At 71.3% G+C, this 16282-nt stretch carries 15 protein-coding genes; 12 read left to right on the forward strand and 3 right to left on the reverse strand.

Features of this window, described 5'->3' with window-relative positions; translation table 11 throughout:
- Positions 1 to 41: 41 nt before the first annotated feature.
- The 10 genes from RBR11_RS02400 to aroB all read left to right on the forward strand — a co-directional run bounded on the left by RBR11_RS02400 (position 42) and on the right by aroB (position 10861).
- Positions 42 to 1379, forward strand: coding sequence for a replication-associated recombination protein A (locus RBR11_RS02400; RefSeq protein ID WP_308487685.1), 1338 nt, complete (start codon positions 42 to 44; stop codon positions 1377 to 1379).
- A 193-nt stretch (positions 1380 to 1572) separates the two neighbouring features.
- The gene (rpsD, locus tag RBR11_RS02405) at positions 1573 to 2202 is read left to right on the forward strand and encodes a 30S ribosomal protein S4 (RefSeq protein ID WP_308487686.1); all 630 of its coding nucleotides are present in this window, start codon (positions 1573 to 1575) and stop codon (positions 2200 to 2202) included.
- Between the two features lie 120 nt (positions 2203 to 2322).
- Positions 2323 to 2514 carry a hypothetical protein gene (locus RBR11_RS02410; RefSeq protein WP_308487687.1) on the forward strand — a complete coding sequence of 64 codons (192 nt, stop codon included), beginning with the start codon at positions 2323 to 2325 and terminating at the stop codon, positions 2512 to 2514.
- A 70-nt stretch (positions 2515 to 2584) separates the two neighbouring features.
- Positions 2585 to 5245, forward strand: a complete 2661-nt coding sequence (gene alaS / locus RBR11_RS02415) for an alanine--tRNA ligase (RefSeq protein ID WP_308487688.1) — start codon at positions 2585 to 2587, stop codon at positions 5243 to 5245.
- A complete protein-coding gene (gene ruvX / locus RBR11_RS02420; RefSeq protein ID WP_308487689.1) occupies positions 5242 to 5715 on the forward strand; it encodes a Holliday junction resolvase RuvX in 474 nt (157 codons plus the stop codon). The genes alaS and ruvX overlap by 4 nt, the downstream gene beginning before the upstream one ends.
- Positions 5715 to 7199 (forward strand): endolytic transglycosylase MltG, encoded by a 1485-nt coding sequence (gene mltG / locus RBR11_RS02425; RefSeq protein WP_308487690.1) that lies wholly within the window; start codon positions 5715 to 5717, stop codon positions 7197 to 7199. Before ruvX ends, mltG begins: the two co-directional genes overlap by 1 nt.
- 4 nt (positions 7200 to 7203) lie before the next feature.
- Positions 7204 to 8031: a shikimate dehydrogenase gene (locus RBR11_RS02430; protein ID WP_308487691.1), complete on the forward strand. Its 828-nt coding sequence runs from the start codon at positions 7204 to 7206 to the stop codon at positions 8029 to 8031.
- 4 nt (positions 8032 to 8035) lie between these two features.
- Positions 8036 to 9265: a chorismate synthase gene (gene aroC, locus RBR11_RS02435; RefSeq protein ID WP_308487692.1), complete on the forward strand. Its 1230-nt coding sequence runs from the start codon at positions 8036 to 8038 to the stop codon at positions 9263 to 9265.
- The gene (locus tag RBR11_RS02440) at positions 9252 to 9782 is read left to right on the forward strand and encodes a shikimate kinase (RefSeq protein WP_308487693.1); all 531 of its coding nucleotides are present in this window, start codon (positions 9252 to 9254) and stop codon (positions 9780 to 9782) included. The genes aroC and RBR11_RS02440 overlap by 14 nt, the downstream gene beginning before the upstream one ends.
- Positions 9779 to 10861: a 3-dehydroquinate synthase gene (gene aroB / locus RBR11_RS02445; protein WP_308487694.1), complete on the forward strand. Its 1083-nt coding sequence runs from the start codon at positions 9779 to 9781 to the stop codon at positions 10859 to 10861. The genes RBR11_RS02440 and aroB overlap by 4 nt, the downstream gene beginning before the upstream one ends.
- Before the next feature lie 87 nt (positions 10862 to 10948).
- Here the strand turns inward: aroB and RBR11_RS02450 are convergent, their stop codons facing one another.
- From RBR11_RS02450 to RBR11_RS02460, 3 genes are all read right to left on the reverse strand, one after another.
- The gene (locus RBR11_RS02450; RefSeq protein ID WP_308487695.1) at positions 10949 to 12268 is read right to left on the reverse strand and encodes an MFS transporter; all 1320 of its coding nucleotides are present in this window, start codon (positions 12266 to 12268) and stop codon (positions 10949 to 10951) included.
- 15 nt (positions 12269 to 12283) lie between these two features.
- Entirely contained in the window at positions 12284 to 13156 is an 873-nt protein-coding gene (locus tag RBR11_RS02455; RefSeq protein WP_308487696.1) for a shikimate dehydrogenase, read from the reverse strand.
- A gap of 89 nt (positions 13157 to 13245) precedes the next feature.
- Positions 13246 to 13878: a TetR/AcrR family transcriptional regulator gene (locus tag RBR11_RS02460; protein WP_308487697.1), complete on the reverse strand. Its 633-nt coding sequence runs from the start codon at positions 13876 to 13878 to the stop codon at positions 13246 to 13248.
- Positions 13879 to 13973: 95 nt separating this feature from the next.
- Here RBR11_RS02460 and RBR11_RS02465 point away from each other — a divergent pair, with 95 nt between their 5' ends.
- Together RBR11_RS02465 and aroQ are read left to right on the forward strand one after the other, a co-directional pair.
- Positions 13974 to 15800 (forward strand): bifunctional sugar phosphate isomerase/epimerase/4-hydroxyphenylpyruvate dioxygenase family protein, encoded by a 1827-nt coding sequence (locus RBR11_RS02465; protein ID WP_308487698.1) that lies wholly within the window; start codon positions 13974 to 13976, stop codon positions 15798 to 15800.
- Entirely contained in the window at positions 15797 to 16252 is a 456-nt protein-coding gene (aroQ, locus tag RBR11_RS02470) for a type II 3-dehydroquinate dehydratase (protein WP_308487699.1), read from the forward strand. The genes RBR11_RS02465 and aroQ overlap by 4 nt, the downstream gene beginning before the upstream one ends.
- Positions 16253 to 16282 lie beyond the last annotated feature (30 nt).

The following is a 16282-nucleotide window of genomic DNA, read 5'->3' on the forward strand; positions in this document are numbered from 1 at the left end:
AGGGATCAGGGGATGTCGGCGCGCCCGGATAGCCTGGACGCATGACCCCTTCCGCGCCGCTGATGTCCGGCCAGACGCCGCTCGCGGTGCGGATGCGGCCGATCTCACTGGACGAGGTCGCAGGTCAGCAGCACCTGCTGCGCCCCGGATCGCCGATCGTGACCCTCGCGGATCCGGCGGCGAAGACCGCCGCGAGCGTGTCGATGATCCTGTGGGGGCCGCCCGGGACGGGCAAGACCACCCTGGCGCAGGCGATCGCCCGGTCCTCGGGCCGGCGTTTCGTCGAGCTCTCCGCGATCACCGCCGGCGTCAAGGACGTGCGCGAGGTCATGCAGGAGGCGCTCACGCAGCGCGATCTGTACGGGCAGTCGACGATCCTCTTCCTCGACGAGATCCACCGGTTCACGAAGGCCCAGCAGGACGCCCTGCTGCCCGGCGTCGAGAACGGCTGGGTGATCCTCATCGCGGCCACCACCGAGAACCCGTCGTTCTCGGTCATCTCTCCGCTGCTGTCCCGCTCCCTGCTGCTCACGCTGCAGCCGCTCACCGACGACGACATCGCACTGCTCATCGACCGCGCCGTCGCCGACCCGCGGGGCCTCAACGGCCGGGCGTCGGTCGAGGAGTCCGCGCGGGCGGCCCTGGTCCGCCTGGCCTCGGGCGACGCGCGGCGCGCGCTGACCGGACTCGAGGCCGCCGCGGCGGTCGCCGCCTCGCCCGATCGGCTCACCGAGGACGAGACGCCGACGATCACCGACGACGACGTGGCCCAGGCGGTCGACCGGGCGCTGCTGCGCTATGACCGGCAGGGCGATGAGCACTACGACGTCATCAGCGCCTTCATCAAGTCGATCCGCGGATCCGATGTCGATGCGGCCGTGCATTACCTCGCCCGGATGATCGAGGCGGGGGAGGATCCCCGGTTCATCGCCCGCCGGCTGGTGATCTCGGCCGCGGAGGACATCGGACTCGCGGATCCGCAGGCGCTCGTGATCGCCGTCGCGGCCGCCGACGCCGTGGCGTTCATCGGGATGCCGGAGGGGCGGATCCCGCTCGCCGAGGCCACCGTGTACCTCGCGACCACTGCGAAGTCGAACGCCGCGTACGTGGCGATCGACGCCGCCATCGCCGACGTGCGCGCGGGCGGATTCGGCCGGGTCCCGGTGCACCTGCGCGATGCGCACTACCCGGGCGCGAAGCGGCTCGGGCACGGCAAGGGCTACCGCTACCCGCACGACAGCGAGGCCGGGATCCTGCCGCAGCAGTACCTTCCGGACGAGCTGCGCGGTCGGCAGTACTACCGCCCCAAGGCGCTCGGCGTCGAGCGCGACGTGCAGGCCCGGCTGGAGCGGATCCGACGCATCCTCGGCGAGGGGTGACGGCCGCGCCCCTGAGGACGGGCGCTCGGGCGCGGTCTGATAGCATGGATCGGCTCGAAACCGAGTTTTCGGGCATCTCTCCATTCCTGCACCACCCTTCCGATCGCCCCGGCGTGCGTTCGAAAGGGGCGGAACCGAGACGATACGTCCGCGAGCCGTGATCGTCACGGCCGCGTCATGGAAGGAACACTTCGTGGTCACGAAGTCCCAGGACCGCCGCAAGGTCCGTCTCAGCCGCGCCCTCGGCGTGGCGCTCACCCCCAAGGCCGCCCGCTACCTCGAGAAGCGTCCCTACGCTCCGGGCGAGCACGGCCGCACCAAGCGCAAGGCCGACAGCGACTTCGCCGTCCGTCTGCGTGAGAAGCAGCGTCTGCGCGAGCAGTACGGCATCCGCGAGAAGCAGCTGGTCATCCAGTTCAAGGAGGCCCGTCGCAAGGATGGTCTGACCGGTGAGAACCTCGTCGAGCAGCTCGAGATGCGTCTGGACGCGCTCGTGCTCCGCGCCGGCTTCGCCCGCACCACGGCGCAGGCCCGCCAGCTCGTCGTGCACCGTCACATCCTCGTCGACGGTGAGCTCGTCGACCGCCCGTCCTTCCGCGTGAAGCCGGGTCAGCTCATCCACGTCAAGCCCAAGAGCGAGGCTCTCGAGCCCTTCCAGGTGGCGGCCGCCGGCGGTCACGCCGAGGTCCTGCCGAACATTCCGGCCTACCTCGAGGTCGAGCTCGACAAGCTGCAGGCCCGTCTGGTCCGTCGCCCGAAGCGCTCCGAGGTCCCCGTGACCTGCGACGTGCAGCTGGTCGTCGAGTACTACGCCGCGCGATAAGCACAGCCGATACTGCGAACACACCGAGGAGGCGTCGGGGGTATCCCCGGCGCCTCCTCGGCGTTTGCGCATACGATGGAACCCGCCGTGACGTGCGGCACCGGAAGCGGAGGTGGAGGCATGAAGAGCCTGGCGTGGTTCCTCATCGGCGTGATCGGCGGCTTCGTCGCCGCGCACTTCCTGAACAAGGACCCTCGCGGGCACGACATCCTCGCCGAGGTGGACAACCGGATCAACGAGTTCACCGGTATCCTCGGCGACGCGTTCCGCGCGCAGGAGGCACGTCTCACCCGGGACAGCACCGCGGACTGACGCGGATCCCTCACCCTCTCCGAACCGAGCGCCGTCCGGCGCGCCACAGATCAAGGACCCCTCGACGAGCATGAAGACCGCGGAGATCGCGCAGCGCTACCTGAGCTACTTCGAGAAGAACGATCACCTGATCGTCCCCTCGGCGTCTCTGGTCAGCGACGACCCCTCGCTGCTGTTCACCGTGGCCGGCATGGTCCCGTTCATCCCGTACCTGACCGGCGTGGTCCCCGCTCCCCACCCGCGCATTGCGGACGTGCAGAAGTGCATCCGCACGAACGACATCGAGGAGGTCGGCAAGACCGCCCGCCACGGCACGTTCTTCCAGATGCTGGGCAACTGGTCCTTCGGCGACTACTTCAAGGAAGGCGCGATCCGCTACGCGTGGGAGCTGCTGACCAGCTCCGAGAGCGACGGCGGCCTGGGCTTCGACGAGAAGGACCTCTGGGTCACGGTCTTCGAGACCGACGACGAGGCGGAGGCCATCTGGCGCGACGTCATCGGCCTGAAGCCGGAGCGGATCCAGCGGCTCGGCCGCGCCGACAACTACTGGAACACCGGACAGCCCGGCCCTGGCGGACCTGACTCGGAGATCTTCTTCGACCGCGGCGCGAAGTACGGCAAGGACGGCGGCCCCGCCGCCGACGACACCCGGTTCCTGGAGATCTGGAACCTCGTGTTCATGCAGGACTTCATCGACAATGTGCGCGGCAAGACCGAGTTCGACATCGTCGGCGAGCTGCCGCAGAAGAACATCGACACCGGCATGGGCCTGGAGCGCGTCGCGTTCCTCAAGCAGGGCGTCGAGAACATGTACGAGACGGACCAGGTCCGTCCCGTGCTCGACCGCGCCGTCGAGCTGTCCGGCAAGACCTACGGCGCCGTGCACGAGGACGACGTGCGCTTCCGCGTGGTCGCCGACCACATCCGCTCCTCGCTCATGCTGCTCTCCGACGGCGTCCGCCCGTCGAACGAGGGCCGCGGCTACATCCTGCGCCGCCTGATGCGCCGCAGCGTCCGCTCGATGCGCCTGCTCGGCGTCGACGAGCCGGTGTTCCCCGAGCTGTTCGCCGCGTCCAGGGACGCGATGAAGTCGGCCTACCCGGTCCTCGAGCAGGACTGGGCGCAGCTGTCCTCCGCCGCGTTCGCGGAGGAGGAGACCTTCCGCCGCACGCTGGACGCCGGATCCACGATCCTCGACCTGGCGCTCGACGAGACGAAGAAGGCCGGATCCTCCACGCTGAACGGATCCGAGGCGTTCCTCCTGCACGACACCTACGGCTTCCCGATCGACCTCACCCTGGAGATCGCGGAGGAGGCCGGCCTCAGCGTCGACCGCGCCGCGTTCGACACGCTCATGCAGGAGCAGCGCGCCCGCGCCAAGGCCGACGCGAAGAGCCGCAAGCGGCAGCTCGCGGACGTCTCCGTGTACCGCGACCTGCGCGCGCTCGGCGAGACCGCGTTCCTCGGCTACGAGGACCTGGAGACGTCGTCGCGCGTGCTCGGCATCCTCGTCGACGGACAGCCGGTGCAGAGCGCCGCCGAGGGCCAGGTCGCCGAGGTCGTGCTCGCCGAGACCACCCTGTACGCCGAGTCCGGCGGCCAGGTCGCCGACAAGGGCGTCATCACCGGGCCGGGCTACTCCCTCGAGGTCCTCGACGTGCAGCGCCCGGTGCCGGGTCTGATCAGCCACACCGTCGAGGTGACCACCGGTGTGGTCTCCGTCGACGCGCCCGCCACCGCGAGCGTCGACGCCGCCAACCGCCGCGCCGCCCGCCAGGCGCACTCCGCCACGCACCTCGTGCACGCCGCGCTGCGGGACACGCTGGGCAAGACCGCGACCCAGGCCGGATCCCTGAACCGTGCCGGCTACCTGCGCTTCGACTTCTCCTGGGGTCAGGCGCTGTCCGGCGAGACGAAGACCGAGATCGAGGAGATCGCGAACCGCGCCGTGCAGGACGGACTCGAGGTCACCACCCGGATCATGTCGCTCGACGACGCGAAGGCCGCGGGCGCCATGGCACTGTTCGGCGAGAAGTACGGCTCGACCGTGCGCATGGTCGACATCGGCGGCCCGTGGTCGCGCGAGCTCTGCGCAGGCACGCACGTGTCGTCGAGCGCCGAGATCGGCCTGATCAACCTCGTCGGCGAATCCTCGGTCGGCGCATCCAACCGCCGCGTCGAGGCCCTCGTCGGCCAGGACGCGTTCCGCGAGTTCGCCGCCGAGCGGGCCCTCGTGTCGCAGCTGACGTCGGCGCTGAAGACCCCGCGCGAGCAGCTCACCGAGCGCATCTCCGACCTCGCCGCGCAGCTCAAGGCCGCGGAGAAGCGGATCGCCCAGTTCGAGGCCGCCGCGCGTGCGGGCCGCGTGCCGGCGATCGCGCAGACCGCGACGTCGCTGGGCGCGCTGCAGTTCGTCGCCCACGACCTCGGCGAGGTCGGCGGTGCGGACGAGGTGCGCGAGATCGCCACGGGCGTGCGCGACACGTTCGGGTCCGCCGCCGCGGTCGCCGCGATCTCGGGCGTCGCGAACGGCCGCCCGATGGTCGTCATCGCGACGAACGACGCCGCCCGCGCCGCGGGCGCCAAGGCCGGCGTGCTCGCCAAGACCGCCGCGGGCGTCCTCGGCGGCGGCGGCGGCGGCCGTGACGACGTCGCCCAGGGCGGCGGCTCGGACGTCGCCGCGCTGCCTGCCGCCTTCGCCGCGATCGAGCAGGAGCTGCGTCGCGCGTGACCGGGTTCCGACGGGGAGTGCGGCTCGGCATCGATGTCGGGCGGGCCAGGATCGGCGTGTCCCGGTGCGATCCGGACGGGATGCTCGCGGTGCCGGTGGAGACGGTGCCGCGCGGCGACGAGTCCGTCTCGCGGATCCTGCAGCTCGTCGCGGAGTACGAGCCGCTCGAGCTGCTCGTCGGCCTGCCGATCAACATGCGCGGCGAGGACACCCCGTCGACCGCCGACGCGCGTGAGTTCGCGCACGCCCTCGCGGCGGCGTCGGGGCTGGCCGTGCGGCTCATCGACGAACGGCTGAGCACGGTCACCGCTCATCAGGCGCTGCGCGCCTCGGGGCGCAGTCAGCGCGAGTCTCGCGGCGTGATCGACCAGGCCGCCGCGGTCGTGCTGCTGCAGCAGGCGATCGACACCGAGAAGAACACCGGATCGCCCGCCGGCACCGCCCTGATTCTCGACGAGGAGAGCCACTGATGTCCGACCGGGAAGAGTCCGCCGGCGGCGAGAAGCCGGACCTGTTCGGTGCGCTGCCCGATCCCCAGGTCCAGGTCCCGCGCCCGGCGGAGAGCCCCGCGGTCCCCGGATCCCGGCGTGCCGCGCGCGAGGCCGCTGAGGCCCAGCAGGCGGCGGGCGCCCCGAGGACGACGCCGATCCCGCAGCCGACGACCAGCCCGCAACCGGCCGGTCCCGCCCCGGCGGTCGTGCCCGCTTCGCCCGCCGGATCCGCGACACCGACCGATCCCGCCCCCGCGGTCGGGGCCGCGGCGGCGGCGCTCACCGAGCCGGCACCCGAGCCGGCCCCGGCGCACCCCCACCACGACGTTCACTCCACGCTCGAAGCGCTCTTCCACCACTCACCGGACGCCTCGGCGCCCGCGAAGCCAAGGCGGAAGAGGCGCCGCGGCTGCTTCACGGCCCTCGTCATCGTGTTCGTGCTGCTCGGCGGCGCGGCGGGCGGCGGCCTGTGGGTGTGGAACACCTACGGCGCGAAGATCAGCGAGACGATGGGCTGGGGCCCGTCCAAGGACTACGAGGCCGGACAGGCGACCGGCCAGGCTCTCGTCACGATCAACAAGGGCGACGGCGGGCAGCAGGTCTCCACCGCGCTCTACAAGGCCGGGGTGACGAAGACCCAGGACGTGTTCTACAACATGCTCGTCAAGAACGGCACCGTGAACACGTTCTACCCGGGGGTCTACCACCTGCAGAACAAGATGACCGCGGCCGCCGCCCTGAAGGCGCTGAACGACCCCAAGAACAAGATGCAGAACTCTGCGCTCATCCCCGAGGGCTACACGGTAGACGCGACGATCCAGCGGATCTCGCAGAGCGTGGACGTGCCGCTCGCCGACCTGCAGGCGGCGGTCAAGAACCCGGCCGACTACGGCGTCAACGCGCCGTCCCTCGAGGGCTGGCTGTTCCCCGCGCTGTACGAGTTCGGGCCCGGCGCCACCGCGAAGGACATCGTCGGCACCCTCGTGAAGCGCACCAGGGACTCCCTGGCGGCGGCCAACGTGCCCGCTGCGGACCAGCAGCGCGTGCTCACGATCGCGTCGATCGTGCAGCGCGAGGCACGGCAGGAGGCCGACTTCTACAAGGTGTCGCGCGTGATCGCGAACCGGCTCGCGCAGGGCATGAAGCTGCAGATGGATTCGACCGCCCAGTACGGCTACCACGAGCTGAACGCGGGCACCGCCAGCACCTCGGAGGCGGCCCAGCACAACGACAACCCGTGGAACACGTACGTGATCGACGGACTGCCGAAGACGCCGATCGCGAACCCCGGGGACAAGGCGATCGACGCGGCCATGCATCCCGTCGCGGGATCCTGGCTGTACTTCGTGACGGTGAACATGGACACCGGGGAGACGATCTTCAGCACCACCTACGCCGACCAGCAGAAGGCCGTCTCGCAGATGCAGGACTGGTGCAAGGCGCACCCGGACTCCGGCTGCTGACCGCATGACGAACGACGCTTTCCGCCTCGCCGTGTGGGGCGACCCGATCGACCACAGCCGCTCCCCGCAGCTGCACGGCGCCGCGTACGCCGCCCTCGGGCTGGACTGGGAGTACGGCCGTCGTCGGGTCGACGCGGACGGCTTCGACGACGCGGTGAACAGCCTGGACGGCACCTGGCGAGGGCTCTCGCTCACGATGCCGCTCAAGGAGCGCGCCCGGGCCTGGGCCGACACGGTCGACGACGACGCCGCACTCACCGGCGCCGTGAACACCCTGCTGCTGGGCGAGTCCAGCCGCGGATACAACACGGACGTCGGCGGCCTCGTGCAGGCGCTCAGGGAGAACGGCCTGGGGGAGATCTCGACCGCGCGGATCCTCGGTGCGGGGGCGACCGCCCGCTCCGCACTCGTCACGCTGGCACGTCTCGGTGCCGGATCCACCGAGATCGTGGCGCGGACGCCGGCGAAGGCCTCTGCGCTCATCGACCTGGCCGAGCAGCTCGGGATCCGCTGCGTCGCGGTGCCGTTCGGCACGGCCGTCGCCCCCGTCGACGTGACCGTCTCCACCCTGCCGAGCGGCACGGTGCCGGATCCGCATGTCGTGTCCGCCCTCGCGTCGAACGGCGGGGCGCTGTTCGACGCCGCCTACGCGCCCTGGCCCTCGGCCCTCGCCGCGGGCTGGAGCGACGCCACGATCGTCTCCGGCATCGAGATGCTGCTGCAGCAGGCGGTGCTGCAGGTGCGGATCTTCGTGCAGGGCGACCCCGCCGCGCCGCTGCCGGACGAGGCCGCCGTGGTCGGCGTCATGCGCGCGGCGCTCATGGGAGACTAGACGAATGCTCCGCGTGCTCACGGCCGGCGAATCGCACGGCCCCGAACTCATTGCCGTCATGGAGGGCCTGCCTGCGGGCGTCCCGCTGTCCTCCGAGGCGATCCAGTCCGACCTGCAGCGTCGGAAGCTCGGCTACGGCCGCGGCTCGCGGATGAAGTTCGAGCAGGACGAGCTCACGATCTCCGGCGGCGTGCGCCACGGCTCCTCCCTGGGCAGCCCGATCGCCCTGCGCATCGGCAACACCGAGTGGCCGAAGTGGGTCGAGGTGATGAGCCCCGAGCCGGTCGAGCTCACCGAGCGCTCGCGCGGCCGCAGCGCCGCGCTGACCCGCCCCCGCCCGGGCCACGCCGACCTCGTCGGCATGCAGAAGTACGGCTTCGACGAGGCCCGCCCGATCCTCGAGCGCGCGAGCGCCCGGGAGACGGCCGCCCGCGTCGCGCTCGGCGCCGTCGCCCGCGCGTTCCTCGGCGAGCTCGGCATCCGACTGGTCAGCCACACGCTGTCCATCGGCCCGGTGCAGGTGCCGGAGGGATCGGCCCTGCCGACGCCCGACGACGTCGACGCGCTGGACGCGGATCCGCTGCGCTGCTTCGACCCCGCGACGAGCGAGCGGATGGTCGCCGAGGTCGACGCGGCCCGCAAGGACGGCGACACCCTGGGCGGCATCGTCGAGGTGCTCGCCTACGGCCTGCCGCCGGGGCTCGGCTCGCACGTGCACTGGGACCGCCGTCTCGACGCGCGACTCGCGTACGCGCTGATGGGCATCCAGGCGATCAAGGGCGTCGAGGTCGGCGATGGCTTCGAGACCACCCGCCGACGCGGATCCGCCGCGCACGACGAGCTCTTCGCCACCGACGACGGCATCACCCGCGGCTCCGACCGTGCGGGCGGGATCGAGGGCGGCATGTCCACCGGGACCGTGCTGCGCGTTCGCGCGGGCATGAAGCCGATCGCGACCGTCCCGCACGCGCTGCGCACGGTCGACGTCGCATCTGGCGAGCAGGCCACCGCGCACCACCAGCGCTCCGACGTGTGCGCCGTGCCCGCGGCGGGCGTCGTCGCCGAGGCCATGGTCGCGATCGAGCTGGCGAACTCGGTGCTGGAGAAGTTCGGCGGCGACAACGTGGCCGAGACCCGGCGCAACCTCGAGGCGTACCTCGCGGCGATCCCCGAGGAGCTGCGCACGACGCCCGCCTCCGAGGCGGCGCTGATCCTGCACGATGAGCTCGGCTGAGCCCGCGATCGTCCTGGTCGGGCCGATGGGGGCCGGCAAGACCAGCATCGGCCGCCGCGTCGCCCGCGCGCTGGGCACGACGTTCACCGACACCGACAAGCTGATCGTCCGCGACCACGGACCGATCCCCGAGCTGTTCCGGGAGCACGGCGAGCCGCGCTTCCGGCTGATCGAGCGCGACGCGGTCGCGGAGGCGCTCGAGCGCGGCGGGGTGGTCGCGCTCGGCGGGGGCGCCGTCATGGACGCGCAGACGCGGGAGCGGCTCGCGGCGCACCGCGTGGTGCTGCTCACCGTGGCCCCGCACATCGTCGCGTCCCGCGTGCTCGGCACGCCGCGCCCGCTGCTCGCCGGCGAGGATCCGATCGCGGAGTGGAAGCGCATCTACGCCGAACGGCTGCCCGTGTACCGAGCGGTCGCCGACCTGACGCTGGACACCTCGTCCGGCCGCCTCTCCGAGATCGTAACGCGGATCGCGGAGTGGGCGCGCAGCGAGGAGAGCACCGAGGAGGACCGATGACCGACACCACCACGATCACCGTCGCGGGGGAGCGCCCCTACGACATCCGCATCGGACGGGGGATCCTCGAACAGCTGCCGGAGCTCATCCCCGCCGCTGCGCGCAAGGTGCTGATCGTGCACCCGCCGACGCTGCGCGACCGCGCGGACGCCCTGCGCACCTCCCTGATGTCGGAGACGCTCGAGGTGCTGCTCGCCGAGGTGCCGGACGCGGAGGCGGGCAAGCGGATCGAGGTCGCCGCCTTCTGCTGGCAGATCCTCGGCCAGGCGGACTTCACCCGCACGGACGCGATCATCGGGTTCGGCGGGGGTGCGGTCACCGACCTGGCCGGGTTCGTCGCGGCGAGCTGGCTGCGCGGCGTCGCGATCGTGCAGGTCCCGACCACCGTGCTCGGCATGGTCGACGCGGCCGTGGGCGGCAAGACCGGCGTGAACACCGCCGAGGGCAAGAACCTCGTCGGCGCCTTCTGGCCGCCGCATGCGGTGCTGTGCGACCTCGAGCAGTTGGACAGCCTGAGCCGCAACGAGCGCGTCGCGGGCTTCGCCGAGGTCGTCAAGGCGGGCTTCATCTGGGCGCCCGAGATCCTCGAGATCGTCGAAGCGGATCCCGAGGCCGCCGTGGACCCGACGACCCCGGGCTTCCGCCGCGCGATCGAGCTTGCGATCGAGATGAAGGCGCGCGTGGTGGGCGAGGACCTGCGCGAGGCGGGACAGCGGGAGATCCTGAATTACGGGCACACCCTCGGCCACGCGATCGAACATGCCGAGCGCTACCAGTGGCGGCACGGTGCGGCCATCTCGATCGGCATGGTCTTCGCCGCGGAGCTGTCCCGGCTGGCGGGCCGGCTGAGCGATGAGGCCGTGCAGCGGCATCGCGACATCCTCGGTTCTCTGGGCCTGCCCATGACGTACCGCGCCGGCGCGTGGCCGCAGCTGCTCGCGACCATGCAGCGCGACAAGAAGTCGCGGGCCGGCATGCTCCGCTTCATCGTGCTGGACGACATCGCCCGGCCGACGGTGCTGCAGGCGCCGGACGAGTCACTGCTGTTCGCGGCGTATCAGGAGATCGCGGAGCAGTAGCCGCTCGCCGCGTTCCTGCCGAAGCGCAGAAGGCGCCCCCCCGAGGGGAGGGCGCCTTCTGCGTGTGCGCGGTGTCAGTGTGCGGTGTCAGACCGCGGAGACGGTGCGCAGCAGCGCCGTCCGGCCGAGCTCGGACGTGGGCACCGTGCGGGTCTCCCGGGCCGTGAGCGCGCTCAGCGCGGCGACCAGCGCCACGACGGCCGTGAAGATGCTGATGATCACCCAGCCGCCCGGGGCCACGCCGCCGAGGGCGGTCACGATGGTCGGCGCGAAACCGGCGGCGAGGAACCCGAGCTGGGTGCCGATCGCCATGCCGGAGAAGCGCACCCGCGCGCTGAACATCTCGGCGTAGAACGACGGCCACACCGCGTTCGCCGCCGCATAGCCGCACGAGAACGTCAGCACGGCGAGCGCGAACGTCAGGATCGTGTTCCCACCGCTCATCGACAGCATGTAGAACGGCATGAACACCGCCGAGGAGAGCGCGCCGTAGACGAACACGGGCTTGCGTCCGATCCGGTCGGCGAGACGTCCGAACACCGGCTGCGTGCCGATCGCGACGAGGTTCGCCACGACCACGAGCCAGAGGGTCAGGCTCTCCGCGAGCCCCGCCTGCTTGCCGTAGGCGAGCGCGAGGTTGCCGAACACGGTCGAGACCGCGGCGATCGTCGCGCACAGGATGACCCGCAGCACGTCCTGCCAGTGGTCCCGGATGAGCGGCACGAGCGGCACCCGGGCGATCTCGCCCTGGGCCTTGGCCTCCTCGAACGCGGGGGTCTCATGCAGGCTGCGACGGATGAAGAACGCGACCAGCACGACGACGGCGCTGAGCCAGAACGGGATCCGCCAGCCCCATGTCAGCTTGAACGCGTCCGGAGCGGCGGTGACCGGGATGAACACGAGGGCAGCGAGGATCTGTCCGCCCTGCGTCCCGGTCAGGGTCCACGACGTGAAGTACGCGCGCCGGTCGTCGGGGGAGTGCTCGAGGGTCAGAGACGAGGCCCCGGCCTGCTCGCCGGCGGCCGAGAGCCCCTGCAGCAGACGGCACAGCACGAGCAGCGCGGGCGCGGCCCAGCCGATCTGCGCGAAGCCGGGGAGACAGCCGATCACGAAGGTGGAGAGGCCCATCAGCAGCAGGGTGAACAGCAGCACCTTCTGCCGGCCGATCCGGTCGCCGAAGTGGCCGACGAAGATCGCGCCGACGGGACGGGCGACGTACGCGAACCCGAATGTCGCGAACGACATCACGAGCGCGGCCTGGTCACCGCTCGGGAAGAACACCTTCGGGAAGATCAGCGCGGCAGCCGATCCGAAGAGGAAGAAGTCGTAGTACTCGACGGCGCTGCCCATGAAGCTCGCGACAGCGGCCTTCACGGGGGTCTTCCGCACCGTTGCGGGAGTGGTCATCGGATGGTGCTCCGTTCAATCGGCGGCGTCGTGGTCTGCCACGAGCCGGTGGAGGTGGTCGGTCATGCGGGACGGGTCGGGGTGGATCCCGGTGATCAGCTCGAACGCGTCGACGGCCTGGTGCACGGCCATCCTGCCTCCGTCGAGCGTGGGTGCACCGACGCTGCGCGCGGTGGCGAGCAGCTCGGTCAGATAGGGGCGATACACGATGTCGGCGACCCAGAGGTCGGGGCGGAGCAGGTCGGCGGCGAAGGGAAGACCGGGGTGCTCGGCCATCCCGGTGGGGGTGCAATGCACGACGCCGTCCGCGCCCGCGAGGTGCGCCGGCAGGGTCTGCGCAGCCGCTCCGAGCACGGTGACGCCGTGCCGGGCGGTCAGGTCCTCTGCGAGGGCGAGCGCCCGCGCCGCGTCGAGATCGAGGATCGTGAGCCGCTGCGCGCCGAGGCGCAGCAGCGCGTCCGCGACCGCGGAGCCGGCACCGCCGGCGCCCAGCTGCACGACCCGATCGAGGGGAGCGTCGGGCATGCCGTCGCGGAACGCCCGTTCGAAGCCCGTGGTGTCGGTGTTGTAGCCGATCCGCCCCTCGGGGGTGAGCAGGACCGTGTTCACGGCGCCGAGGGCGGCCGCGATCGGATCGACCCGGTCCAAGTGTGCGAGCACCGCCTGCTTGCACGGATGCGTGACGTTCAGCGCGTCGAAGCCGAGCCGTTCCGCCCAGTCCAGGGTCGCGCCGAGGTCCTCCACGTCGAGGCCGAGCACGGTCATGTCGATCGGTCGGTATACGTAGCTCAGCCCGAGATGGGTCGCCTCGACCATGTGCATGGGCGGGGTGAGCGAGGGGGTCACGCCGGATCCGACGAGGCCCACGAGGTAGGGGCGGTCACGCATCCGGTCTCCTTCGTCCCGTATGTACTAACTGGTACGTACAGAGTGAACCACGAGGAGCACCGGTTGTCAACGCGGCCCGTCGCGTCGGGTCAGCGCGCGGGGGCGGTGAGCCAGCCGACGACGACCTCGCCGATCACGGAGCGCTGGTGCGCCCGGGTGCCGGGGTCGTCGAAGTCGACGTCGAAGAGGTAGCCGAAGGTGTGCCGGTTCGCGATCTGGAAGACGCAGTACGCGCTGATCACCATGTGCACGTCGAGGGCGTCCACGTCGGGGCGGAAGGCCCCCGCCGCACGCCCGCGCTCCAGGATCTCGTCGAGCAGGATCTTGGCCGGCTGCGCAGCGCTGCGCAGGGCCTCGATCCGACGGATGAATTCGCCGCGGTGGATGTTCTCGATCGCGACGATCCGGATGAACGCCTGATGCGTGACGTGGTGGTCGAACGTGAGCTCGGCGAGCTCGCGCACCGCCTTCACCGGGTCGGTGTGGTCGACGTCGATCGACTGCTCCGCCGCCCGAATGCCGCGATACGCGTGCTCGAGCACCGCGAGATAGAGGCCTTCCTTGCTCTCGAAGTAGTAGTAGATCATCCGCTTCGTCGTGCGGGTGCGCTCGGCGATCTCGTCGACCCGGGCGCCCGAGTAGCCCTGCTCGGCGAACACCTCGGTGGCGACGGCGAGGAGCTCGCTGCGGGTGCGTTCGGCGTCGCGCTGCTGGGTGGCCATGGCGTCAGGATATCGAGCGGGCGGGACCCGTCGCGTCTGCGGCGCGGGTGGGGGAGGCGCTTCCCCGACTATGAACCAAATGGTACATTAGCGCGATGCGGACCTCGATCGCGACTGTATGCCTCAGCGGGACCCTCGCTTCCAAACTGCACGCCTGCGCGGCGGCGGGCTTCGACGGCGTCGAGATCTTCGAGCCGGATCTGATCGCCGCCCCCGAGAGCCCGGAGGAGATCCGGGCACTCGCCGATCGTCTCGGGCTCACGCTCGACCTCTATCAGCCGATGCGCGACGTCGAGGGAGTGGACGAGGCCGCCTTCTCGGCGGTGCTGCGCCGGGCGGAGGCGAAGTTCGCGCTCATGCGGCGGCTCGGCATGGATCTCGTGCTCTGCTGCAGCAACGTCGCCACCGCGACGATCGACGACGACGAGGTGAGCGCGGGTCAGCTGCGCCGCCTCGGCGACCTCGCCCAGCGGTACGGGGTGCGCATCGCCTACGAGGCCCTGGCCTGGGGGCGGTTCGTGAACGACTACCGCCGCGCCTGGGAGATCGTGCGGCGCGCCGACCATCCCGCGGTCGGGGTGTGTCTGGACTCCTTCCACATCCTGTCGCGGGGGCACGATCCGGCGGGGATCGAGCAGATCCCGGGGGAGCGGATCTTCTTCGTGCAACTGGCCGACGCGCCGCCGCTCTCGCTCGACGTGCTCTCCTGGAGTCGCCATCACCGGCTCTTCCCCGGCGAGGGCGGCTTCGACCTGGTCGCCTTCACCGGCCACGTGCTGCGCGCCGGTTATCGCGGCCCGCTCTCGCTCGAGGTGTTCAACGACACGTTCCGGCAGACCGACGTGCTGCGTACCGCCCGGCACGCGCGGCGCTCGCTGCGCTGGCTCGAGGACGGCATCGCGCGCGCCGACGGGCTGCCCGATCCTGCGCTCGTCACGATGCTCTCGGACAGCGCGGCGCCCGTCGGCTTCGACTTCGTCGAGATCAAGGCCGAGGACGCCTCGGCCGTCGAGGCTGTGCTCGCCGCGGTCGGCTTCGCGATGCGCGGACGGCACCGCACCAAGCCCGTCGCCCTGTGGGCCGCGGGATCGGCGCGGGTCGTCATCAACGAGCAGCACGCCCGCGACCTCGCGCCCCACCTCGCCGCGATCGGCTTCGAGGTGGACGATGCCGCGGCCGTCACCCGACGTGCGGACGAACTGGTCGTTCCCCGCGTGCACCGGCGCACGTATGCGGCCGAGCAGCGCCTCGACGGCGCGATCGCCCCCGACGGCACGGAGGTGTTCTGGGCGCAGGCGCCGGACGTGGGCGAACCCGGCTGGGTCGCGGAGTTCGAACACGGCAGCGGCCCCGCGGCCGGTCCGATCGACGCCGTCGACCACGTCTCGCTGACCCAGCCGTGGCAGGTGGTCGACGAGTCGACGCTGTTCTACTCGGCGACGTTCGGACTGCGCGAAGAGGGCGCGACCGATGTCGCCGGCCCCCGGGGCCTCGTGCAGAGCCGCGTGATGGCCTCGGCGGACGGACGGATCCGGATCCCGCTCAACGTCGCCCCGCCGATCGTCGCCGAGCAGGGCGAACGGTCCGGCCTTCCTCAGCACATCGCATTCTCGTGCACCGACGTCGTCGCGGTGGCCCGGCAGGCACGGGCCCGCGGTCTCTCCCTGCTCGAGATCCCGGACAACTACTACGCCGACCTCGCCGCGCGCACGGACCTGCCCGAGGAGCGGATCGCGCTGTTCCGCTCTCTCGGCATCGTCTACGACCGTTCCGGCGACGCGGAGTACCTGCAGTTCTACACGTCGACGATCGGTCAGGTGTTCTTCGAGTTCGTCGAGCGGTCCGCCGGGTACGACGGCTACGGGGCCGGCAACGCCCCGGTGCGCCTGACCGCACAGGGCGCGCAGGAGGCAGGGGCATGAGCGCTTCCCGCCGCATCCTGCTGGTCAACGGACCGAACCTCAACCTGCTCGGGCTCCGCGAGCCGGGGATCTACGGATCCGCGACGCTCGCCGACGTCGAGCGGATCACGGCCGAGGCAGCCGCGGCCCACGGGTACGAGATCCGCGCCGTGCAGAGCAACCACGAGGGCGTGCTGCTGGACACGATCCATGCCGCCCGGGAGGACTGCGCCGGCGTCGTCATCAACCCCGGCGGCCTCACGCACACCTCGGTCGCGCTCCGCGACGCCCTCACCGGGGTCGCGCTGCCCTTCGCCGAGGTCCACATCTCCGACGTGCACGCGCGCGAGGAGTTCCGGCATCATTCGTACCTCTCCGACGTCGCCGCCGTCTGCGTGATCGGCCGCGGGGTCGCCGGATACGCGGAGGCGACGCGCGCGCTGATCGGGCTTCTGGGCGCTCCGAGGCGCTGAGCACGGCCGAGGCGCTGCGGTCCGCACGCG

This window comes from Microbacterium capsulatum, assembly GCF_030865425.1.
GTDB lineage: Bacteria > Actinomycetota > Actinomycetes > Actinomycetales > Microbacteriaceae > Microbacterium > Microbacterium capsulatum.